Annotated in this window: 17 protein-coding genes; 12 read left to right on the forward strand and 5 right to left on the reverse strand. The window is 74.4% G+C overall.

What is annotated here, in order from left to right:
• Window positions 1–13 precede the first annotated feature (13 nt).
• The 3 genes from QC029_RS14735 to QC029_RS14745 all read left to right on the forward strand — a co-directional run bounded on the left by QC029_RS14735 (window position 14) and on the right by QC029_RS14745 (window position 2,595).
• The gene (locus QC029_RS14735; RefSeq protein WP_279556094.1) at window positions 14–607 is read left to right on the forward strand and encodes a DUF5998 family protein; all 594 of its coding nucleotides are present in this window, start codon (window positions 14–16) and stop codon (window positions 605–607) included.
• Window positions 607–1,806 carry an alkaline phosphatase family protein gene (locus QC029_RS14740; RefSeq protein WP_279556095.1) on the forward strand — a complete coding sequence of 400 codons (1,200 nt, stop codon included), beginning with the start codon at window positions 607–609 and terminating at the stop codon, window positions 1,804–1,806. Before QC029_RS14735 ends, QC029_RS14740 begins: the two co-directional genes overlap by 1 nt.
• Before the next feature lie 102 nt (window positions 1,807–1,908).
• Window positions 1,909–2,595 carry a thymidine kinase gene (locus QC029_RS14745; RefSeq protein WP_279556096.1) on the forward strand — a complete coding sequence of 229 codons (687 nt, stop codon included), beginning with the start codon at window positions 1,909–1,911 and terminating at the stop codon, window positions 2,593–2,595.
• A 42-nt stretch (window positions 2,596–2,637) separates the two neighbouring features.
• Here QC029_RS14745 and QC029_RS14750 read toward each other — a convergent pair whose 3' ends face one another.
• Entirely contained in the window at window positions 2,638–3,441 is an 804-nt protein-coding gene (locus tag QC029_RS14750) for a VOC family protein (RefSeq protein WP_279556097.1), read from the reverse strand.
• Window positions 3,442–3,689: 248 nt separating this feature from the next.
• Between QC029_RS14750 and QC029_RS14755 the strand changes: the two genes are divergently transcribed.
• Window positions 3,690–4,532 carry a sulfurtransferase gene (locus tag QC029_RS14755; protein WP_279556098.1) on the forward strand — a complete coding sequence of 281 codons (843 nt, stop codon included), beginning with the start codon at window positions 3,690–3,692 and terminating at the stop codon, window positions 4,530–4,532.
• Window positions 4,533–4,614: 82 nt separating this feature from the next.
• Here the strand turns inward: QC029_RS14755 and sepH are convergent, their stop codons facing one another.
• On the reverse strand, window positions 4,615–5,673 hold the full coding sequence (sepH, locus tag QC029_RS14760; protein ID WP_279556099.1) for a septation protein SepH: 1,059 nt from the start codon (window positions 5,671–5,673) through the stop codon (window positions 4,615–4,617).
• Window positions 5,674–6,170: 497 nt separating this feature from the next.
• Entirely contained in the window at window positions 6,171–7,514 is a 1,344-nt protein-coding gene (locus QC029_RS14765; protein ID WP_279556100.1) for a D-arabinono-1,4-lactone oxidase, read from the reverse strand.
• Between the two features lie 142 nt (window positions 7,515–7,656).
• Here QC029_RS14765 and QC029_RS14770 point away from each other — a divergent pair, with 142 nt between their 5' ends.
• Both QC029_RS14770 and QC029_RS14775 read left to right on the forward strand, forming a co-directional pair.
• The gene (locus QC029_RS14770; RefSeq protein WP_279556101.1) at window positions 7,657–8,769 is read left to right on the forward strand and encodes a ferrochelatase; all 1,113 of its coding nucleotides are present in this window, start codon (window positions 7,657–7,659) and stop codon (window positions 8,767–8,769) included.
• Window positions 8,770–8,878: 109 nt separating this feature from the next.
• Window positions 8,879–9,697 carry an inositol monophosphatase family protein gene (locus tag QC029_RS14775; RefSeq protein ID WP_279556149.1) on the forward strand — a complete coding sequence of 273 codons (819 nt, stop codon included), beginning with the start codon at window positions 8,879–8,881 and terminating at the stop codon, window positions 9,695–9,697.
• An 80-nt stretch (window positions 9,698–9,777) separates the two neighbouring features.
• Here the strand turns inward: QC029_RS14775 and QC029_RS14780 are convergent, their stop codons facing one another.
• Window positions 9,778–9,951: a hypothetical protein gene (locus QC029_RS14780; protein WP_279556102.1), complete on the reverse strand. Its 174-nt coding sequence runs from the start codon at window positions 9,949–9,951 to the stop codon at window positions 9,778–9,780.
• Between the two features lie 383 nt (window positions 9,952–10,334).
• On the opposite strand from QC029_RS14780, the gene QC029_RS14785 reads away from it, so the two are divergent.
• From QC029_RS14785 to QC029_RS14800, 4 genes are all read left to right on the forward strand, one after another.
• A complete protein-coding gene (locus QC029_RS14785; RefSeq protein ID WP_279556103.1) occupies window positions 10,335–10,988 on the forward strand; it encodes a response regulator transcription factor in 654 nt (217 codons plus the stop codon).
• A 7-nt stretch (window positions 10,989–10,995) separates the two neighbouring features.
• Complete coding sequence (locus QC029_RS14790; RefSeq protein WP_279556104.1) at window positions 10,996–12,273, forward strand: cell wall metabolism sensor histidine kinase WalK; 1,278 nt, start codon at window positions 10,996–10,998, stop codon at window positions 12,271–12,273.
• A 417-nt stretch (window positions 12,274–12,690) separates the two neighbouring features.
• Complete coding sequence (locus tag QC029_RS14795; RefSeq protein WP_093662716.1) at window positions 12,691–12,990, forward strand: DUF4193 domain-containing protein; 300 nt, start codon at window positions 12,691–12,693, stop codon at window positions 12,988–12,990.
• Between the two features lie 14 nt (window positions 12,991–13,004).
• Window positions 13,005–13,841 carry a hypothetical protein gene (locus tag QC029_RS14800; protein ID WP_279556105.1) on the forward strand — a complete coding sequence of 279 codons (837 nt, stop codon included), beginning with the start codon at window positions 13,005–13,007 and terminating at the stop codon, window positions 13,839–13,841.
• Window positions 13,842–13,908: 67 nt separating this feature from the next.
• On the opposite strand, the gene QC029_RS14805 is transcribed toward QC029_RS14800, so the two are convergent.
• Window positions 13,909–14,364, reverse strand: coding sequence for a DUF3093 domain-containing protein (locus tag QC029_RS14805; RefSeq protein WP_279556106.1), 456 nt, complete (start codon window positions 14,362–14,364; stop codon window positions 13,909–13,911).
• 58 nt (window positions 14,365–14,422) lie between these two features.
• Between QC029_RS14805 and QC029_RS14810 the strand changes: the two genes are divergently transcribed.
• Window positions 14,423–15,007 (forward strand): PaaI family thioesterase, encoded by a 585-nt coding sequence (locus QC029_RS14810; RefSeq protein ID WP_279556107.1) that lies wholly within the window; start codon window positions 14,423–14,425, stop codon window positions 15,005–15,007.
• Window positions 15,004–15,564, forward strand: coding sequence for a dUTP diphosphatase (dut, locus tag QC029_RS14815; RefSeq protein ID WP_279556108.1), 561 nt, complete (start codon window positions 15,004–15,006; stop codon window positions 15,562–15,564). Before QC029_RS14810 ends, dut begins: the two co-directional genes overlap by 4 nt.

Below are 15,564 nucleotides of genomic sequence, written 5' to 3' on the forward strand. Positions count from 1 at the left end.
TAGGATGGGCCGCATGGCGAAGACCGGTACGACCACCCAGGGGCTGCGCGAGGCCATCGAGCGCAGCGGCTACTACCCGGCTCTCGTGGCCGAGGCGGTCGAGTCCGCCGTGGGCGGCGAGCCCGTCTCCTCGTACGTGGTCCACCAGGAGACGACCTTCGACTCCAACGAGGTCCGCCGCCACGTCACGGTGCTGGTGCTCACCGACACCCGGTTCATCGTCAGCCACACCGACGAGCAGCCCGCCGACGGCACCTCCCCCTCGCCGTACGCCACGACCTCCACCGAGTCGGTGAAGCTGGAGCGCATCTCGTCGGTCGTCCTCAGCCGCGTCGTCGCCAACCCCGAGTCGTACACCCCCGGCACCCTGCCGCGCGAGGTCGTCCTCACCATCGGCTGGGGCGCCGTCTCCCGGCTGGACATGGAGCCCGCCAACTGCGGCGACCCCAACTGCGAGGCGGACCACGGCTACACGGGCTCTCTCACCGCCGACGACCTCTCGCTGCGCGTCAGCGAGGCGGGCGACGGCCCCGACACCGTCCGCCAGGCGCTCACCTTCGCGCAGGCGCTGTCCGAGGCCACCGCGGCGACCTCCGGCACCCGCTGATGGTCCAGTCCCTCCCGCACGGCCCGGCCGCGCACGATCCGGCCCCCCTGGACCCCCGCACCGCCCCCGTGCCGCGCTACGGCGAGGCGTCGCTGGCCGACCTGCTGCCCGCGGTCGCCGCCGGGCAGGGCGTGCCCGGGCTGTCCTCGGGCCTGGAGCTCAAGCCCGCCGACCGCGCGTGCGTCTTCCTCGTGGACGGCATGGGCTGGGAGCTGCTGGCCGCCCACCCCGACGAGGCCCCCTTCCTGACCTCCCTGCTGCCCACCTCCCGGAGCGGCACCGGGCAGCCCATCACCGCGGGCTTCCCCTCCACCACCGCCACCTCGCTCGCCTCCGTGGGCACCGGCCGGGTCCCCGGCGCCCACGGGCTGCCCGGCTACACCGTGCTCGACCCGGCGACCGGCGAGCTGATGAACCAGCTGCGCTGGCAGCCGTGGACCGACCCGTACCTGTGGCAGCCGTACCCCACCGTCTTCCAGCTCGCCGACGCCGCCGGGGTCGCCACCTGCCAGGTCACCGCGCCGCACTTCGAGCACACCCCGCTCACCCGCATCGCGCTCTCCGGCGGCTCCTTCCACGGCAGGCTGTCCGCCGAGGACCGGATGGACTTCGCCGCCGAGCGGCTGGCCGCGGCCGACCGCGCCCTGGTCTACACGTACTACGCCGAACTCGACGGCAACGGCCACCGCCACGGCGTGGACTCCGACGCCTGGCGCGGCCAGCTGATGTACGTCGACCGCCTCGCCCAGCGTCTGGCCGAGCAGCTCCCGCCGCGCTCGGCGCTCTACATCACCGCCGACCACGGCATGGTGGACATCCCGCGGGACCCCGACGCGCGCTACGACTTCGACGAGGACTGGGAGCTGCGCGCGGGCGTCGCGCGGCTCGGCGGCGAGGGCCGCGCGCGCCATCTGTACGCCGTGCCGGGCGCGGCCGGGGACGTCCACGCCGTCTGGCGCGAGGTCCTGGCGGACCGGGCGTGGGTGGTCACCCGCGACGAGGCGATCGAACTGGGCTGGTTCGGCCCGCGCGTCGACGACCGGGTGCGCGCCCGGATCGGCGACGTGGTGGCCGCGATGAGCGACGGCGTCGCGGTCGTGGCCACCGAGGCCGAGCCCAACGAGTCCGAACTCGTCGGCATGCACGGCTCGATGACCCCCGCCGAGCAACTGGTCCCCCTGCTGGAAGTCCGCACGTAGCGCGTCCGGGCCCCACGGCCCGCACCGGACCCGTGCGCCGCCGCGCGCGCCGGTCCGCCCACCGAACGCCGCCCACCGACCGCCGAAAGGTCCCGCCTCCCCATGCCCGAACTGGTCTTCTTCGCCGGAACGATGGACTGCGGGAAGAGCACCCTCGCCCTCCAGATCCAGCACAACCGCTCGGCGAGGGGCCTGTCAGGGATGATCTTCACCCGCAACGACCGGGCGGGGGAGGGACGTCTCTCCTCACGGCTCGGCCTGGTCACCGAGGCCGTCGAGGCGGGCGAGGGCTTCGACTTCCACGCCCACGTGGTGCGGCACCTGACGGCGGGCGGCCGCGCGGACTACGTGATCGCGGACGAGGCGCAGTTCCTCGAGCCGGAGCAGGTCGACCAACTCGCCCGCGTCGTCGACGACCTGGGCATCGACGTCTTCGCCTTCGGCATCACCACCGACTTCCGCACCAGGCTCTTCCCCGGCTCCCGGCGGCTGATCGAACTGGCCGACCGGCTCGAGTCCCTCCAGGTGGAGGCGTTGTGCTGGTGCGGGGCCCGCGCCACGCACAACGCCCGCACGGTCGGCGGGCGGATGGTCGTCGAGGGCGCGCAGGTCGTCGTCGGGGACGTCGGGGGCCCGGGGGGCGCGCCCGGGGAGGAGGTCGGCTACGAGGTGCTGTGCCGGCGCCACCACCGGCGCCGGCTGACCGCGGCCGCGGCCGGGGCGGGGGCGCTGTCCCCGGACGTCCTGCCCGTGGACGGCGCGGAGACCCCCGCCCTGCCCCGTACCTGAGCCGCCCTCACCGCGGGCGTGCCCCGCGAGGTCCCGGCGGGCTCAGCGGCCCGTGCGGACCACCGCGAAGGGCGCGCCCTCGCGGTCGGCGACGTGCGCCGTCCGCCCGTGCGGCGTCTCGTGCGGCGGGAGCAGGACGCGCCCGCCCAGCTCGGTCACCCGCCGCGCCGCCGCGTCGGTGTCCGCCACCTCCACGTACATCAGCCAGTGGGAGCCGCGGTCGCGCGGCAGCGCGTCCCCCACGCCGTGGATGCCGCCGACGATCCGGCCGTGCGCGGTCACGGTGAGGTGCTCCGGCTCCCCGCCCGCGCCGTCCGTCCCGGCCCCCTCCCGCTCGGACTCGGTCTCCAGGCCGAACACCATCCGGTAGAACTTCTCGACGGCGGACGCCCGGTGGGTGATCAGCTCGTTCCACACCACCGTGCCCGGGCCGCCGTCCATGCACGCTCCGGGCCGGGTGTCGGTCTGCCGTATTCCGAAGGAGGCCCCGGCCGGGTCCGCCGCGATCGCCACGCGCATCGTCCCCTCCATGTCCAGCGGCCCCACACCGACCGTTCCGCCGCACAGCCGGACCAGTTCGGCCGCCTTGTCGGCGTCGTCGGCCGACAGGTAGGGCAGCCAGGCGGGCAGGCACTGCCGGCCCCGCGGCATCTGGCCGATGCAGGCGACCTCGCTCCCGTCGAGCAGGGCGCGGAAGTGCGGACCGGACGACCCCGGCCCCGGGCCCGGCCGGTACTCCCAGCCGAACAACTCGTGGTAGAACTCCTGGCTCGCGGCCGGGTCGTGGGCCAGCAGGCTCAGCCAGGAGGGGGTGCCCGGAGCGCGTCGGGCCGCTGCCTCGGTCATCTCTTCACTTCTCTCCTCGGGACCGTCGTCGATGCGGTCGTTCGGTGATCTTCCGTGCACTGTCGGTGTCCATGGTCTCATTCGGCGCCCATGCCGCGCACGGGGCCGTTCGGCCCGTAACGGGAGAGGCGGCCCTCCGGGGAGAACGCCGGACATGTCCCCCTCGGTCCCCCTCCGTGCGCCGACGCGTGCGGGCCGCGCCGGGGAAGGACGAGGACGTACGGGAACGGCCGCGCGAAGATACGGCCATGGCAGTCATCGTCTCCCCTACCCAACTCGCGCGCGAACTCACCGGATCACCTGGTTCGCCGCCTACCCCGCCCACGCTGCTCGATGTCCGCTGGGAGCTGACCGGTCCGTCCCGGCGCCCGGACTACGAGGCGGCGCACCTGCCCGGAGCCGTGTACGTCGACCTGGAGACCGAACTGGCCGGGCCGGCGGACGAGGCGACGGGCCGTCACCCGCTCCCCGATCCCGAGGTCTTCGGGGCGGCCATGCGCCGGGCCGGAGTCCGCCACGGGCACCCGGTCGTGGTCTACGACGGCGGCCTCGGCTGGGCCGCGGCCCGCGCCTGGTGGCTGCTGCGCTGGGCAGGCCACGAGGACGTCCGGGTGCTGGACGGCGGCCTGGCGGCCTGGGAGGGCCCGCTGAGCAGCGAGGTGCCCCGGCCGCCCGAGGGCGACTTCACGCCCCGGCCGGGGGCGCTCCCCGTGCTCGACGCCGACGGCGCGGCGGCCCTGGCCCGCACCGGGGTGCTGCTCGACGCCCGCGCGGGCGAGCGCTACCGCGGCGAGGTCGAGCCGATCGACCGCGTCGCCGGGCACATCCCGGGCGCGGTCTCGGCGCCCACCGGCGAGAACACCGCCGGCGGCGCCTTCCGGCCCGCCGCCGAACTGGCCGCCCGCTTCGCCGGCCTGGGCATCGACGCGGACACCGAGGTCGGCGTCTACTGCGGTTCGGGCGTCTCCGCGGCCCACGAGATCCTGGCGCTGGCGGTCGCGGGCATCGACGCGGCGCTGTACCCGGGCTCCTGGTCGCAGTGGTCCGCCGACCCCTCCCGTCCGGTGGCGACGGGCCCGGAACCGGGCTGAGGCGCACGCCGGAGCGGACGCGGGGGTGGGACGGCCGCACGGCCGCCCCGCCCCCGGGGCCCGGTCGCTCCCGCCGCCGCCCCTACTCCTGCTTCTTGCGGCGCGTGCCGAAGACGATCTCGTCCCAGCTGGGGACCGCCGCCCGGCGGCCCGGACGGACGCCGTCCGCCTCGGCCTGGCGGTCGGTGCTGCCCGTGAGCCGGTCGCGGTGGCCCGCCACCGAGCGCGGCATGAGCACGTCGGCGTACGCCGAGCCCGCGCTCGCCGCGGGCGCCGGGGGCTCCACCGCCTCCGGCTCCTCGGCCGCCTCGTCCGGCGTGCCGCCGGGCGGGGCGGCCTGGTCCGGAACCACCAGGTCGCCCCGGAAGCTGGGCACCGCCTCCAGCAGGCTGGTCAGCGAGTCCCGTTCGCCGATCCCGTCCAGGTCGGCGGCGTCCGGCGGTTCGGGCGCGGAGTCGGAGCGGTCCGTCCGGTCGAAGCGGTCGCGCGGCAGCCGGGCGATGCGCGGCACGAACGGGAAGCTCGGCTCGGGTGTGTCGTCGCTCTCGCCGATGAGCGCCCGCGCCTCGTCGTCCACGGCCTGCACCAGCCGCCGCGGCGGGTCGTACGTCCAGCTCGCCGAGTGCGGCTCGCCGGCCACCCGGTAGACGAGCAGCACCTCCCAGGTGCCGTCGTCCCGCCGCCAGGAGTCCCACTGCACGGTCTCCTTGTCGGCGCCGCGCAGCACCAGCCGCTCGGCCACGGCCTCGCCGAGCTGCGGACCGGTGCTCTCGCCGGGGCGGCGCACCGGCGTCTTGCGGGCCCGCTCGGCCATGAACGCGCGCTCGGCGAGCACCGGCCCCTCGAACCGCCGCACGCGGTCCACGGGGATGCCGGCGAGCTGGGCGACCTCCTCGGCGGTGGCCCCGGCTCGTATCCGGGCCTGGATGTCGCGGGGCCGCAGATGGCTCTCGACCTCGATCTCGATCTGGCCGAGCCGGGCGCGGTCGTTGCGGACGGCGGCGCGCAGCCGCTCGTCGATCGGGAGTGTGTACTCCGTGTTGTCGGCAGCCTTGAGCACCAGCCGTGTGCCGTCGTTGCTGACGGCCACGACACGCAGTTCGGGCATGGGAACCTCCCGGGTGGTGCCTGCCGACGTCACGTGCGTCGCTGCTCCCGCTAGACGAGTGTGGCGTGCCCGGGTGCAGCCTGCCACAACCTTGCCGACTTGCCCGGCGTGTCGGGCCCGCGCCCTGATCCGCCACTGTGGCACGGTTGCCGGTTGGCCACGGACGGTGACCGGATCGGTGACTGTCCGTGGTACCGGCTGACCGGGGCCGAGGTCAGGGCTCGCAACACTACTCCATTGGGACCACGCCGGTGGATCGGCACGCCGCCCAAGTTCTCACAGGCGCGGGGAGTTGAACACCACGCGGGTCGTAAAAAGAGGGCGCCGGACGGGTGGATCTTCACGGAATCCGCCGAAACGGAACCACTGTCCCGGCCGGGGGCCGCTCCGCGGGAGCGGAGAGGAAGATATGTGCGACCCGGCCCGGTAGGGGGACGGACGGGGCGGCAGGGTGACGGCGGCCGGGTGGAACCCCTCCGGGCGGGCTGCCGGGCGGCGAGCGGGCGGCGAGCGGGCGGCGACCGGGTGACTCAGTCCCCCAGTACGCGCCGCAGGTGGTCGTTGCCGAACGTCCGCCCCGGGTCGAGGCGGTCGCGCAGCGCGGTGAACTCCGCGAAGCGCGGATAGACCCCCGCCAGGTACTCCGCGTCGCGGCTGTGCAGCTTCCCCCAGTGCGGGCGCCCGTCGTGCGCGACCATGATCTGCTCGGCCGCGGTGAAGTACCGCTCGTGCGGGGTGCCCCGGTAGGCGTGCACCGCGATGTAGGCGGTGTCGCGGCCCGACGCCGTGGAGAGCGCGATGTCGTCGGCGGGCGCGACGCGCACCTCGACGGGGAAGTTCACCCGCAGGTCCGATCCGTCGACCGCCGCCCGCAGCGCGCGCAGCGCCTCCACCGCGGCCGCCCGCGGCAGGGCGTACTCCATCTCCACGAAGCGGACCCGGCGCGGCGAGGTGAACACCTTGTGGGGGATGTCGGTGTAGGTGCGGGCCGACAGGGCGCGGCCGGCGATCCGCGCGATGCCCGGAACGGCGGCGGGGACGGCCCGTCCCACCGAACAGGCCGCCTGGAACACGCCGTTGGAGAGGAGCTCGTCCTCCAGCCAGGCGCCCAGGCGCGGCAGCGGGGCGGCCGGCCCGCCGGTGCGGTTGTTGCGCTTGGTGACGCAGCGGTCGGTGTGCGGGAACCAGTAGAACTCGAAGTGCTCGTTGTCGCGCACCAGATGGTCGAAGTCCTCCAGCACCGCGTCCAGGCGCATGGGCTCCTCGCGCGCGGTCAGCAGGAACAGCGGTTCCACGGCGAAGGTGACCTCGCTGATCACGCCGAGCGCCCCGAGACCGATCCGGGCCGCGGCGAAGACGTCCGGATTCTCGCCGGCCCCCTCCGCCGAGCACCGCAGGACCGACCCGTCGGCCAGGACCATCTCCAGTCCGCGTACCTGGGCGGCGAGCGAGCCGGAGTCGCGGCCGGTGCCGTGGGTGCCGGTGCTGACCGCGCCGGAGACCGTCTGCTCCATGATGTCGCCCATGTTGGCCAGGGACAGGCCCTGGGCCGCCAGCTCCTCGTTGAGCCGCCTCAGCGGCGTCCCGGCGGCCACCGTCACCGTCCCCGCCTCGCGGTCGATCCGGCGGATGCCGGTGAGGCGGTCGGGGCGTATCAGCACCCCCTCGGTGACGGCCACGGCCGTGAACGAGTGCCCGGTGCCGACGGCCTTGACCGTCAGCCCGTCCTCGGCGGCGCGGCGCACCACCTCGGCGAGCGCCTCGGTGGTGGAGGGGGCCGAGGTCCGCAGCGGGCGGGCGGTGGCGTTGCCCGCCCAGTTGCGCCACGTCGGCGGCGCGGGCCGCCCCGTCCGCCGTGCTGTGTGCGTGGTCATCGCTGACGGCCCTCCCCATGGCTGGCGTACCGCGCGGGCGGTGGGCCCGGCCGGTGGAGGGGGATCATACTCACGGCGGCCGTCCCGGTCCCGGCCGCGGGTCCGGGCGGTGGACCCGGGGGCCGGATGGCAGGATCGAGACATGTCCGACGCAACTGACGCCCGTCCCTACGACGCCCTGCTGCTGCTGTCCTTCGGAGGACCGGAGGGACCCGGCGACGTGGTCCCGTTCCTGGAGAACGTCACCCGCGGAAGGGGAATCCCGCGGGAGAGGCTGGAGGAGGTCGGGCAGCACTACTACCTGTTCGGCGGCGTCAGCCCGATCAACGCGCAGAACCGCGAACTGCTGGCCGCCCTGCGCGAGGACTTCGCCGCCAACGGCCTGGACCTGCCCGTCCACTGGGGCAACCGGAACTGGGCGCCGTACCTGACCGACACCCTGCGCGAGATGGTCCGCGACGGCCGGCGCCGGATCCTGGTGCTGGCCACCAGCGCCTACGCCTCCTACTCCGGCTGCCGCCAGTACCGGGAGAACCTCGCCGAGGCCCTCGCCGCGCTCGAGTCCGAGGGGCTGGAGGTGCCGCGCGTGGACAAGCTGCGGCACTACTTCAACCACCCCGGCTTCGTCCGCCCCATGACCGACGGGGTGCTGGCCTCCCTCGCCGAGCTGCCCGAGGACGTCCGCGCGGGAGCGCACCTGGCCTTCACCACCCACTCCATCCCCACCTCCCAGGCCGAGACCTCCGGGCCCGACGGCGGCGCGTACGTCGCCCAGCACCTGGACGTGGCGCGGGTGATCGCCGACGCGGTGCGCGAGGAGACCGGGGTGGACCGGCCCTGGGAGCTGGTCTACCAGTCCCGCAGCGGCGCCCCGCACATCCCCTGGCTGGAACCGGACATCTGCGACCACCTGGAGGCGCTGCACGGGCGGGGCGCGCCGGCGGTGGTGATGGTGCCGATCGGGTTCGTCTCGGACCACATGGAGGTCCTGTACGACCTCGACACCGAGGCGATGGCCAAGGCCGGGGAACTGGGCCTGCCGGCGGTGCGGTCGGCCACCGTCGGCGCGGACCCGCGCTTCGTCGCGGCCGTGCGCGACCTGGTGGCCGAGCGCGCCGCCGTCGAGCGCGGCGAGCGCCCCGAGCGCTGCGCGCTGGGCGCGCTGGGCCCCAGCCACGACGTGTGCCCGGTGGGGTGCTGCCCGGCCCGTACGCCCAAGCCCGCCGCCGCGGGCGCCGACAGCCCGTACGCCTGATCCGACCGACGACCTACGGAGAGCCGTGACCGACGCCCGCACCGATCCCGAGACCGGTCCCGAGACCGACGCCGTGGCCGACACCGCGACCGACACCGTGGCCGACACCGTGGCCGACCCGTTCAGGAGGGAGCTCCTCGGCCTCGCGCTGGAGGCCGCCCGCCGGGCGGGCGCGCTGCTGAGCGAGGGACGCCCCGCCGACCTGGGGGTGGCCGCGACCAAGAGCAGCCCCGTGGACGTGGTCACCGAGATGGACCTCGCCTCCGAGAGGCTGATCACCGGCTTCCTCTCCGACCACCGTCCCGAGGACGGCTTCCTGGGGGAGGAGGGGGCGTCCGCCGAGGGCAGCAGCGGGGTGCGCTGGGTGATCGACCCGATCGACGGGACCGTGAACTACCTCTACGGGCAGCCCGCCTGGGCCGTCTCGATCGCCGCCGAGCACCGGGGCGAGACGGTCGTCGGCGTGGTCCACGTCCCGCCGCGCGGCGAGACGTACCACGCGGTGCTGGGGGAGGGCGCCTGGCGGAACGGGGAGCGCGTGCGCTGCCGTCCCTCGCCGCCGCTGGAGCAGGCGCTGATCGGCACCGGCTTCAACTACGTGGCCGAGCGCCGCACCGCCCAGGCCGAGGTGGCCCGGCGGCTGCTGCCGAGGGTCCGCGACATCCGCCGCTCCGGCTCGGCGGCCATCGACCTGTGCGACGTGGGCGGCGGGCGGCTGGACGGCTTCTACGAGCGCGGGCTGCACCCCTGGGACGTCGCCGCGGGCGACCTGGTCGCCCGCGAGGCGGGCGCGCTCACCGGCGGGCGGCCCGGCTCCCCGCCGGACGGCGAGCTGACGGTGGCCGCCTCGCCCGGGGTCTTCGGCGTCCTCCGGCCGCTGCTGGAGGAGCTGGGCGCCTGGCACGACGGGCACGGCCGGCGCGACTGAACGGCGCGGGGGCGCGGGTCCGGGCACGGCAGCGCCCCGGGAGCGGTCACTCCCGGGGCGCCGCCGTGCGGTCTCTCGGGTCAGGCGCTGGTGACGCCGACCTCCACTCCGTACTCGGCGGCCAGACGGCGCAGATCCTCGAGCTCGGCCTGCTCGACGTCCGCCAGGAAGTCGTCGCCCGACTCACGAGCGCGGATCAGGTCGGACTCCGTGTTCCGTATGCGCTGCAGAATGCCTGCGGTGAACGCGTCCATGGTGCGCCCCCTCGTCGTGGGTCGTTGGCACGGGGGTGTGCCGGGGGTGGGACGATCACGGTGTGCCCCCCGAGCGGTCGGCCGACGGATCTCCCGGGGCTGGGAAGAGGGGTCGTGACATGCCGTCTACAGGGCGTGATCGCGGATGTACTGCCGTCCTCCCCACCTCAAACCTCAGAGAAACCTCAAGCCGGACGAAAATTCGGTGAACCGCCGCGACGGAAGTCCCTTACGGCCCGTTTACGGAGGCCGCGGGCACGATGGAGCAGGATGGGAGGCGCTCCGGCCCGCCCGGAGCGGGGCGCGGATCCCTTCCCGTCCCCTCCCGCTCCTCCCGATCCCTCGTCCGTCCCGTCCCACAAGCCCCAGGAAGGACACCGTCCGTGCGCGTACTCGTCGTCGAGGACGAGCAGCTGCTCGCCGATGCCGTGGCCACCGGACTGCGCCGGGAGGCCATGGCGGTCGACGTGGTCTACGACGGCGCCGCGGCCCTCGAGCGCGTCGAGGTCAACGACTACGACGTGGTGGTGCTCGACCGCGACCTGCCGCTGGTCCACGGCGACGACGTCTGCCGCAGGGTCATCGAGCTGGGCCTGCCCACCCGGGTGCTGATGCTCACCGCCTCCGGCGACGTCAGCGACCGGGTGGAGGGCCTGGAGCTGGGCGCGGACGACTACCTGCCCAAGCCCTTCGCCTTCAGCGAGCTGACCGCCCGGGTGCGGGCGCTGGGACGCCGCAGCACCGCGCCCCTGCCGCCGGTGCTGGAGCGCGCCGGCATCCGGCTGGACCCCAACCGCCGCGAGGTGTTCCGCGACGGACGGCAGGTGCAGCTGGCGCCCAAGGAGTTCGCGGTGCTGGAGGTGCTCCTGCGCGGCGAGGGGTCGGTGGTCTCCGCCGAGCAGCTCCTGGAGAAGGCCTGGGACGAGAACACCGACCCGTTCACCAACGTCGTGCGGGTCACCGTGATGACCCTGCGCCGCAAGCTCGGCGAGCCGCCGGTGATCGTCACCGTGCCCGGCTCCGGATACCGCATCTGAGCCCCTCATGACACCCAGTACGCCCGGCACCCCCGGCCCCCCGTCCCAGCCCCTCACGGCGCCCCCCAAGCCCACCTGGGACCCCTTCCAGCCCGGCCGCTCCCACCCCTGGCTGCGGCCCACCATCCGCATACGCCTGACCCTGCTGTACGGCGGGATGTTCCTCATCGCCGGGATGGTGCTGCTGGCGATCATCTACCTGCTGGCGGCCCAGGCCCTGAAGGACGGCAGCCACCTGCCCTTCCAGATCATCGGCGTGCGGGACCAGACCACCGACGCCGTCTGCCGGCTGCCCAGCCGGGCGGACGGCGGGGAGCTGACCGCGACGGAGCTGACCGCCGCCGTCCAGCAGTGCATGGAGAACCAGCGGCGGGTCGCCCTGGAGGCCCTGCTCAACCGCTCCCTGCTGGCACTGCTGGGCCTGGCGGTGGCCGCCTTCGCCTTCGGCTACGTCATGGCGGGCCGGGTGCTCTCGCCGCTGGAGCGCATCACGCGCACCGCGCAGCGGGTGGCCGGCTCCGACCTGCACCGCCGCATCGAGCTGGACGGGCCGGACGACGAGCTCAAGGAGCTGGCCGACACCTTCGACCAGATGCTGGACCGGCTGGACCGGGCCTTCACCGCCCAGCAGCGGTTCGTCGCCAACGCCTCGCACGAGCTGCGCACCCCCCTGGCCATCAACCGCACCCTGCTGGAGGTCCAGCTCTCCGATCCCGGCGCGTCGCCGGAGGTGGTCCAGCTCGGCAAGACCCTGCTGGCCACCAACGAGCGCAGCGAGCAGCTGGTGGAGGGACTGCTGCTGCTCGCCCGCAGCGAGAACGAGATCGTCGACCGCAAGCCCGTGGACCTGGCCGAGGTCGCCTCCCGGGCGGTCGAGCAGGCGCGCGGCGAGGCCCAGGAGCGGGGCGTGGAGCTGCGGGGCGTGCACCGGCCCGCGTACGTGCAGGGCAACGGGGTGCTCCTGGAGCGCGTCGCGCTCAACCTGGTGCAGAACGCGGTGCGCTACAACGTGCCCCGCGACGGCTGGGTCTCGGTGGGCACCCGGGCCCAGCCGGGGCAGGCGGTGCTGGTGGTGGAGAACACCGGCCCGGCGGTCCCGGCGTACGAGGTCGACAACCTCTTCGAGCCCTTCCGGCGGCTGCGCACCGAGCGCACCGGCAGCGACCGGGGGGTCGGCCTCGGCCTGTCGATCGTGCGCTCGGTGGTGCGCGCGCACGGCGGGACGGTCACGGCCAGGCCGCGGGAGGAGGGCGGTCTGGTGGTGCGGGTCACGCTGCCCGTCTGACCGCCCCGGAAGCGGAAGGGGCGATCACGGAATACCTCCGCGGCGCATGGCGTTATCGGGCGAAATCCGGGAATTCATCCACGGCCCGATCCTGTTGTGATCGATCACACACGCGAATTTTTGGCCATGTGCGATCACCGGTCGCGACCCTGCCGGAAAATGCCGGAAAATCCATGTTTTCGCAGGTCGTGATCGTGGAAAAGAGGGGAGACGGTAGGCGCAAAGTGGACATGAGGGCCGTCCCGGGCCCTCGGTCGGCGGCCGACTCGATCACCCCATCAGGGGCGCGGTTGGGTGTCGATTGAGTAACAGGGCTTGATGTGAGGCAAAATCTCCGCCTCAGGTCGGGCACAAGTCCGGCCTCTCGCGCGTTACGTGCGCTGGAGACACCACAGACACCCAGAGGGGGAGAGCGACATGGCGACCGACTACGACACTCCACGCAAGACCGACGACGACGTCAACGAGGACAGCATCGAGGAGCTGAAGGCCCGGCGGAACGACAAGTCCGCCTCGACCGTCGACGTCGACGAGTTCGAGCAGGCCGAAGGACTGGAGCTGCCCGGGGCGGACCTCTCCAACGAGGAGCTGTCCGTGCGGGTGCTGCCCCGCCAGGCGGACGAGTTCACCTGCATGAGCTGCTTCCTGGTCCACCACCGCTCGCAGCTCGCGGCGGAGAAGAACGGCCACCCCATCTGCCGCGACTGCGCGGCCTGAGCCGGGGCCGGCTGATGACGGCCGAAGAAGCACGTGACGCCGAGCGGGGCCACGACCGGGAGGCCTCGCTCGCGCCCGTACCCGCACCCAGATCCGCGCCCGCAGCCGGCCTCGGCCGCGGGCTGCGGCGCCTGCGTGCGCGGCGGGCGGACGGCACTGGCGGCGGCAGCGGGCAGGAGCAGCGGGAGCCCGGCACGGTCAGAGCGTTCCTGGGCGTGGTGGCCGACCGCATCGTCGACGTCGCGCCCAGGATCCCCGTCAGGGACCTGGACACGCTCCGCCGGCAGTTCCCGGGCCTGGGGCCCGAGGAGATGGCCGACAGGCTGATATCCGGCGCGATGAAGGGCAGCGCGACCGTCGGCGCCGGAGTGGGCGCCTCGGCGATGCTGCCGGTACCGCCGGCGATGCCCGCCGAACTGGCCGCCGAGGTGGTCGGGGTGGCCGCGGTGGAGCTCAAGCTCATCGCCGAGCTGCACGAGGTCTACGGACTGCGCCCGCCCGGCGGCGCCCGGGAGCGGGCCGCCGCCTACCTCTCCGCCTGGACCCAGGAGCGCGGGATAGAGCTGGCCGCCCCCGCGACGTTCGGCGCCGCGTTCGGCAGCCACATGAAGCGCCAGTTGCGCCAGACCCTCCTCAAACGCACCATGCGCAACCTGCCCAACCTCACGCCGTTCATGATCGGAGCGGTGGTGGGCGCCGCGATGAACCGGCGCGACACCAGGAAGCTGGCGGAGAAGATCCGCGGCGACCTGAGGAGCCGGCGCATCCCCTGGGACGCCGTCCCCCTGGAGGACCGGCCCGGGAAGGTCATCCCCTCCCAGACCAGGAGCGAACCCGAGGGCGGCGGCTGAGGGCCCGCCGTCCCTCCCCGGACCCCTCGGTCCCCTCGCCCGCCACCCGCCCGGACCGGGGCGGCCGCTACCCGCGCGCCGCCTCCAGGGCCTCGGCCAGGGCCCTGGGACGCCGGGTGGACAGGTACAGGTACGGGGTGGGGTCCCCGGGATCGGTGACCTCGACGCGGACGGCCGTGGGCACGTAGCCGCGCAGCAGCATGTAGGCGCGGGGGTCGGCGCGGTGGGTGCGCCAGGCGCGGGCCTCCTCCTCGTCCAGGACGTGCGCCTCGCCCAGCGCCGACACCGGCACCCGGGCGTCCCCCGCGACCAGGGAGTCCGCGACCACGCGGATGCGGGCCGACCCGTAGGCGCTGACCGCCGCCGCGCCCAGCGCGGCGCCCACCACCAGACCGCCCAGCAGGGGCAGCGGGCCCAGGGGGAACAGGATCAGGCCGAGGCAGACCCCGGCCAGGGCGGCGATCAGCCACCAGGAGCGAGGTGCGGTCAGCCGCTCGTCGTACAGCACGCCCGGAGAAAGCATGGCCCCAGCTTGGCACGCCCGCGACCGGGTCCCTGACCCGGCGGTAAGGTCTGCACCCGTGAGTGCCACCAAGACATCCCTGACCCCGCCGGAGGACGCCGTCCCCCCGGTGCGTCACCCCGAAGCCCCCGCACCCGGCGAACCGCTGGGCGCCCACTACGCCCAGTGCTTCGGCTGCGGCTCCGAGCAGCCGCACGGACTGCACCTGGAGGCGCGGGCGGGCGAGGGGGTCAGCGTCACCGCCGAGTTCACCGTCCGGCCCGAGCACCAGGGCGCTCCCGGGCTCGCCCACGGCGGACTGCTGGCCGCCGCCCTGGACGAGACCCTGGGCTCTCTCAACTGGCTGATGCACACCATCTCCGTCACCGGGCGGCTGGAGACCGACTACGTGCGGCCCGTGCCCGTGGACTCCGTGCTCCACCTGACGGCGCGGGCCACCGCCCGGCACGGGCGGAAGATCTACTGCACCGCCACCGGCCGCGTCGGCGGCCCCGACGGGCCGGTCGCGGTCCGCGCCGACGCCCTCTTCATCGAGGTGAAGGTCGAGCACTTCGTCGACCACGGCCGCAAGGACGAGATCGAGGCCGCGATGGCCGACCCCGACACCGTCCGCCGCGCCCGCGCCTTCGAGGTGAACCCGTGAGCCCCGCGGGCCCGACGGGGCGCGGCCCCGTCGAGGTGCTGATCCGCCGGCTCGACCCCGAGGTGCCGCTGCCCGCCTACGCCCACCCCGGCGACGCGGGCTGCGACCTGGTCACCACCGAGGCGGCCGACCTGGCCCCCGGGGAGCGGGCCGTGCTGCCCACGGGGATCTCCATCGCGCTGCCGGACGGATACGCCGCCTTCGTGCACCCGCGCTCGGGCCTGGCGGCCCGCTGCGGGGTCTGCCTCGTGAATGCCCCCGGAACCATCGATGCCGGGTACCGTGGGGAGATCAGGGTGATCGTGGCCAACCTGGACCCGCGCGAGAGCGTGCGGTTCGAGCGGTTCGACCGCATCGCCCAGCTCGTCGTCCAACAAGTCGAGAAGGTGCGCTTCCACGAGGTGGAGGAACTGCCGGGATCGGCGCGAGCGGCGGGGGGCTTCGGCTCCACGGGCGGCCACGCCGCACAGGACGGCACCGCACAGGACCACGCTGCACAGCACAACCATTACGCTGCGGTCGCGGCCGACGAGGCTGCCGACCTGAAGGGACAGTGA

The organism is Streptomyces sp. DH37, assembly GCF_029813835.1.
Taxonomy (GTDB): domain Bacteria; phylum Actinomycetota; class Actinomycetes; order Streptomycetales; family Streptomycetaceae; genus Streptomyces.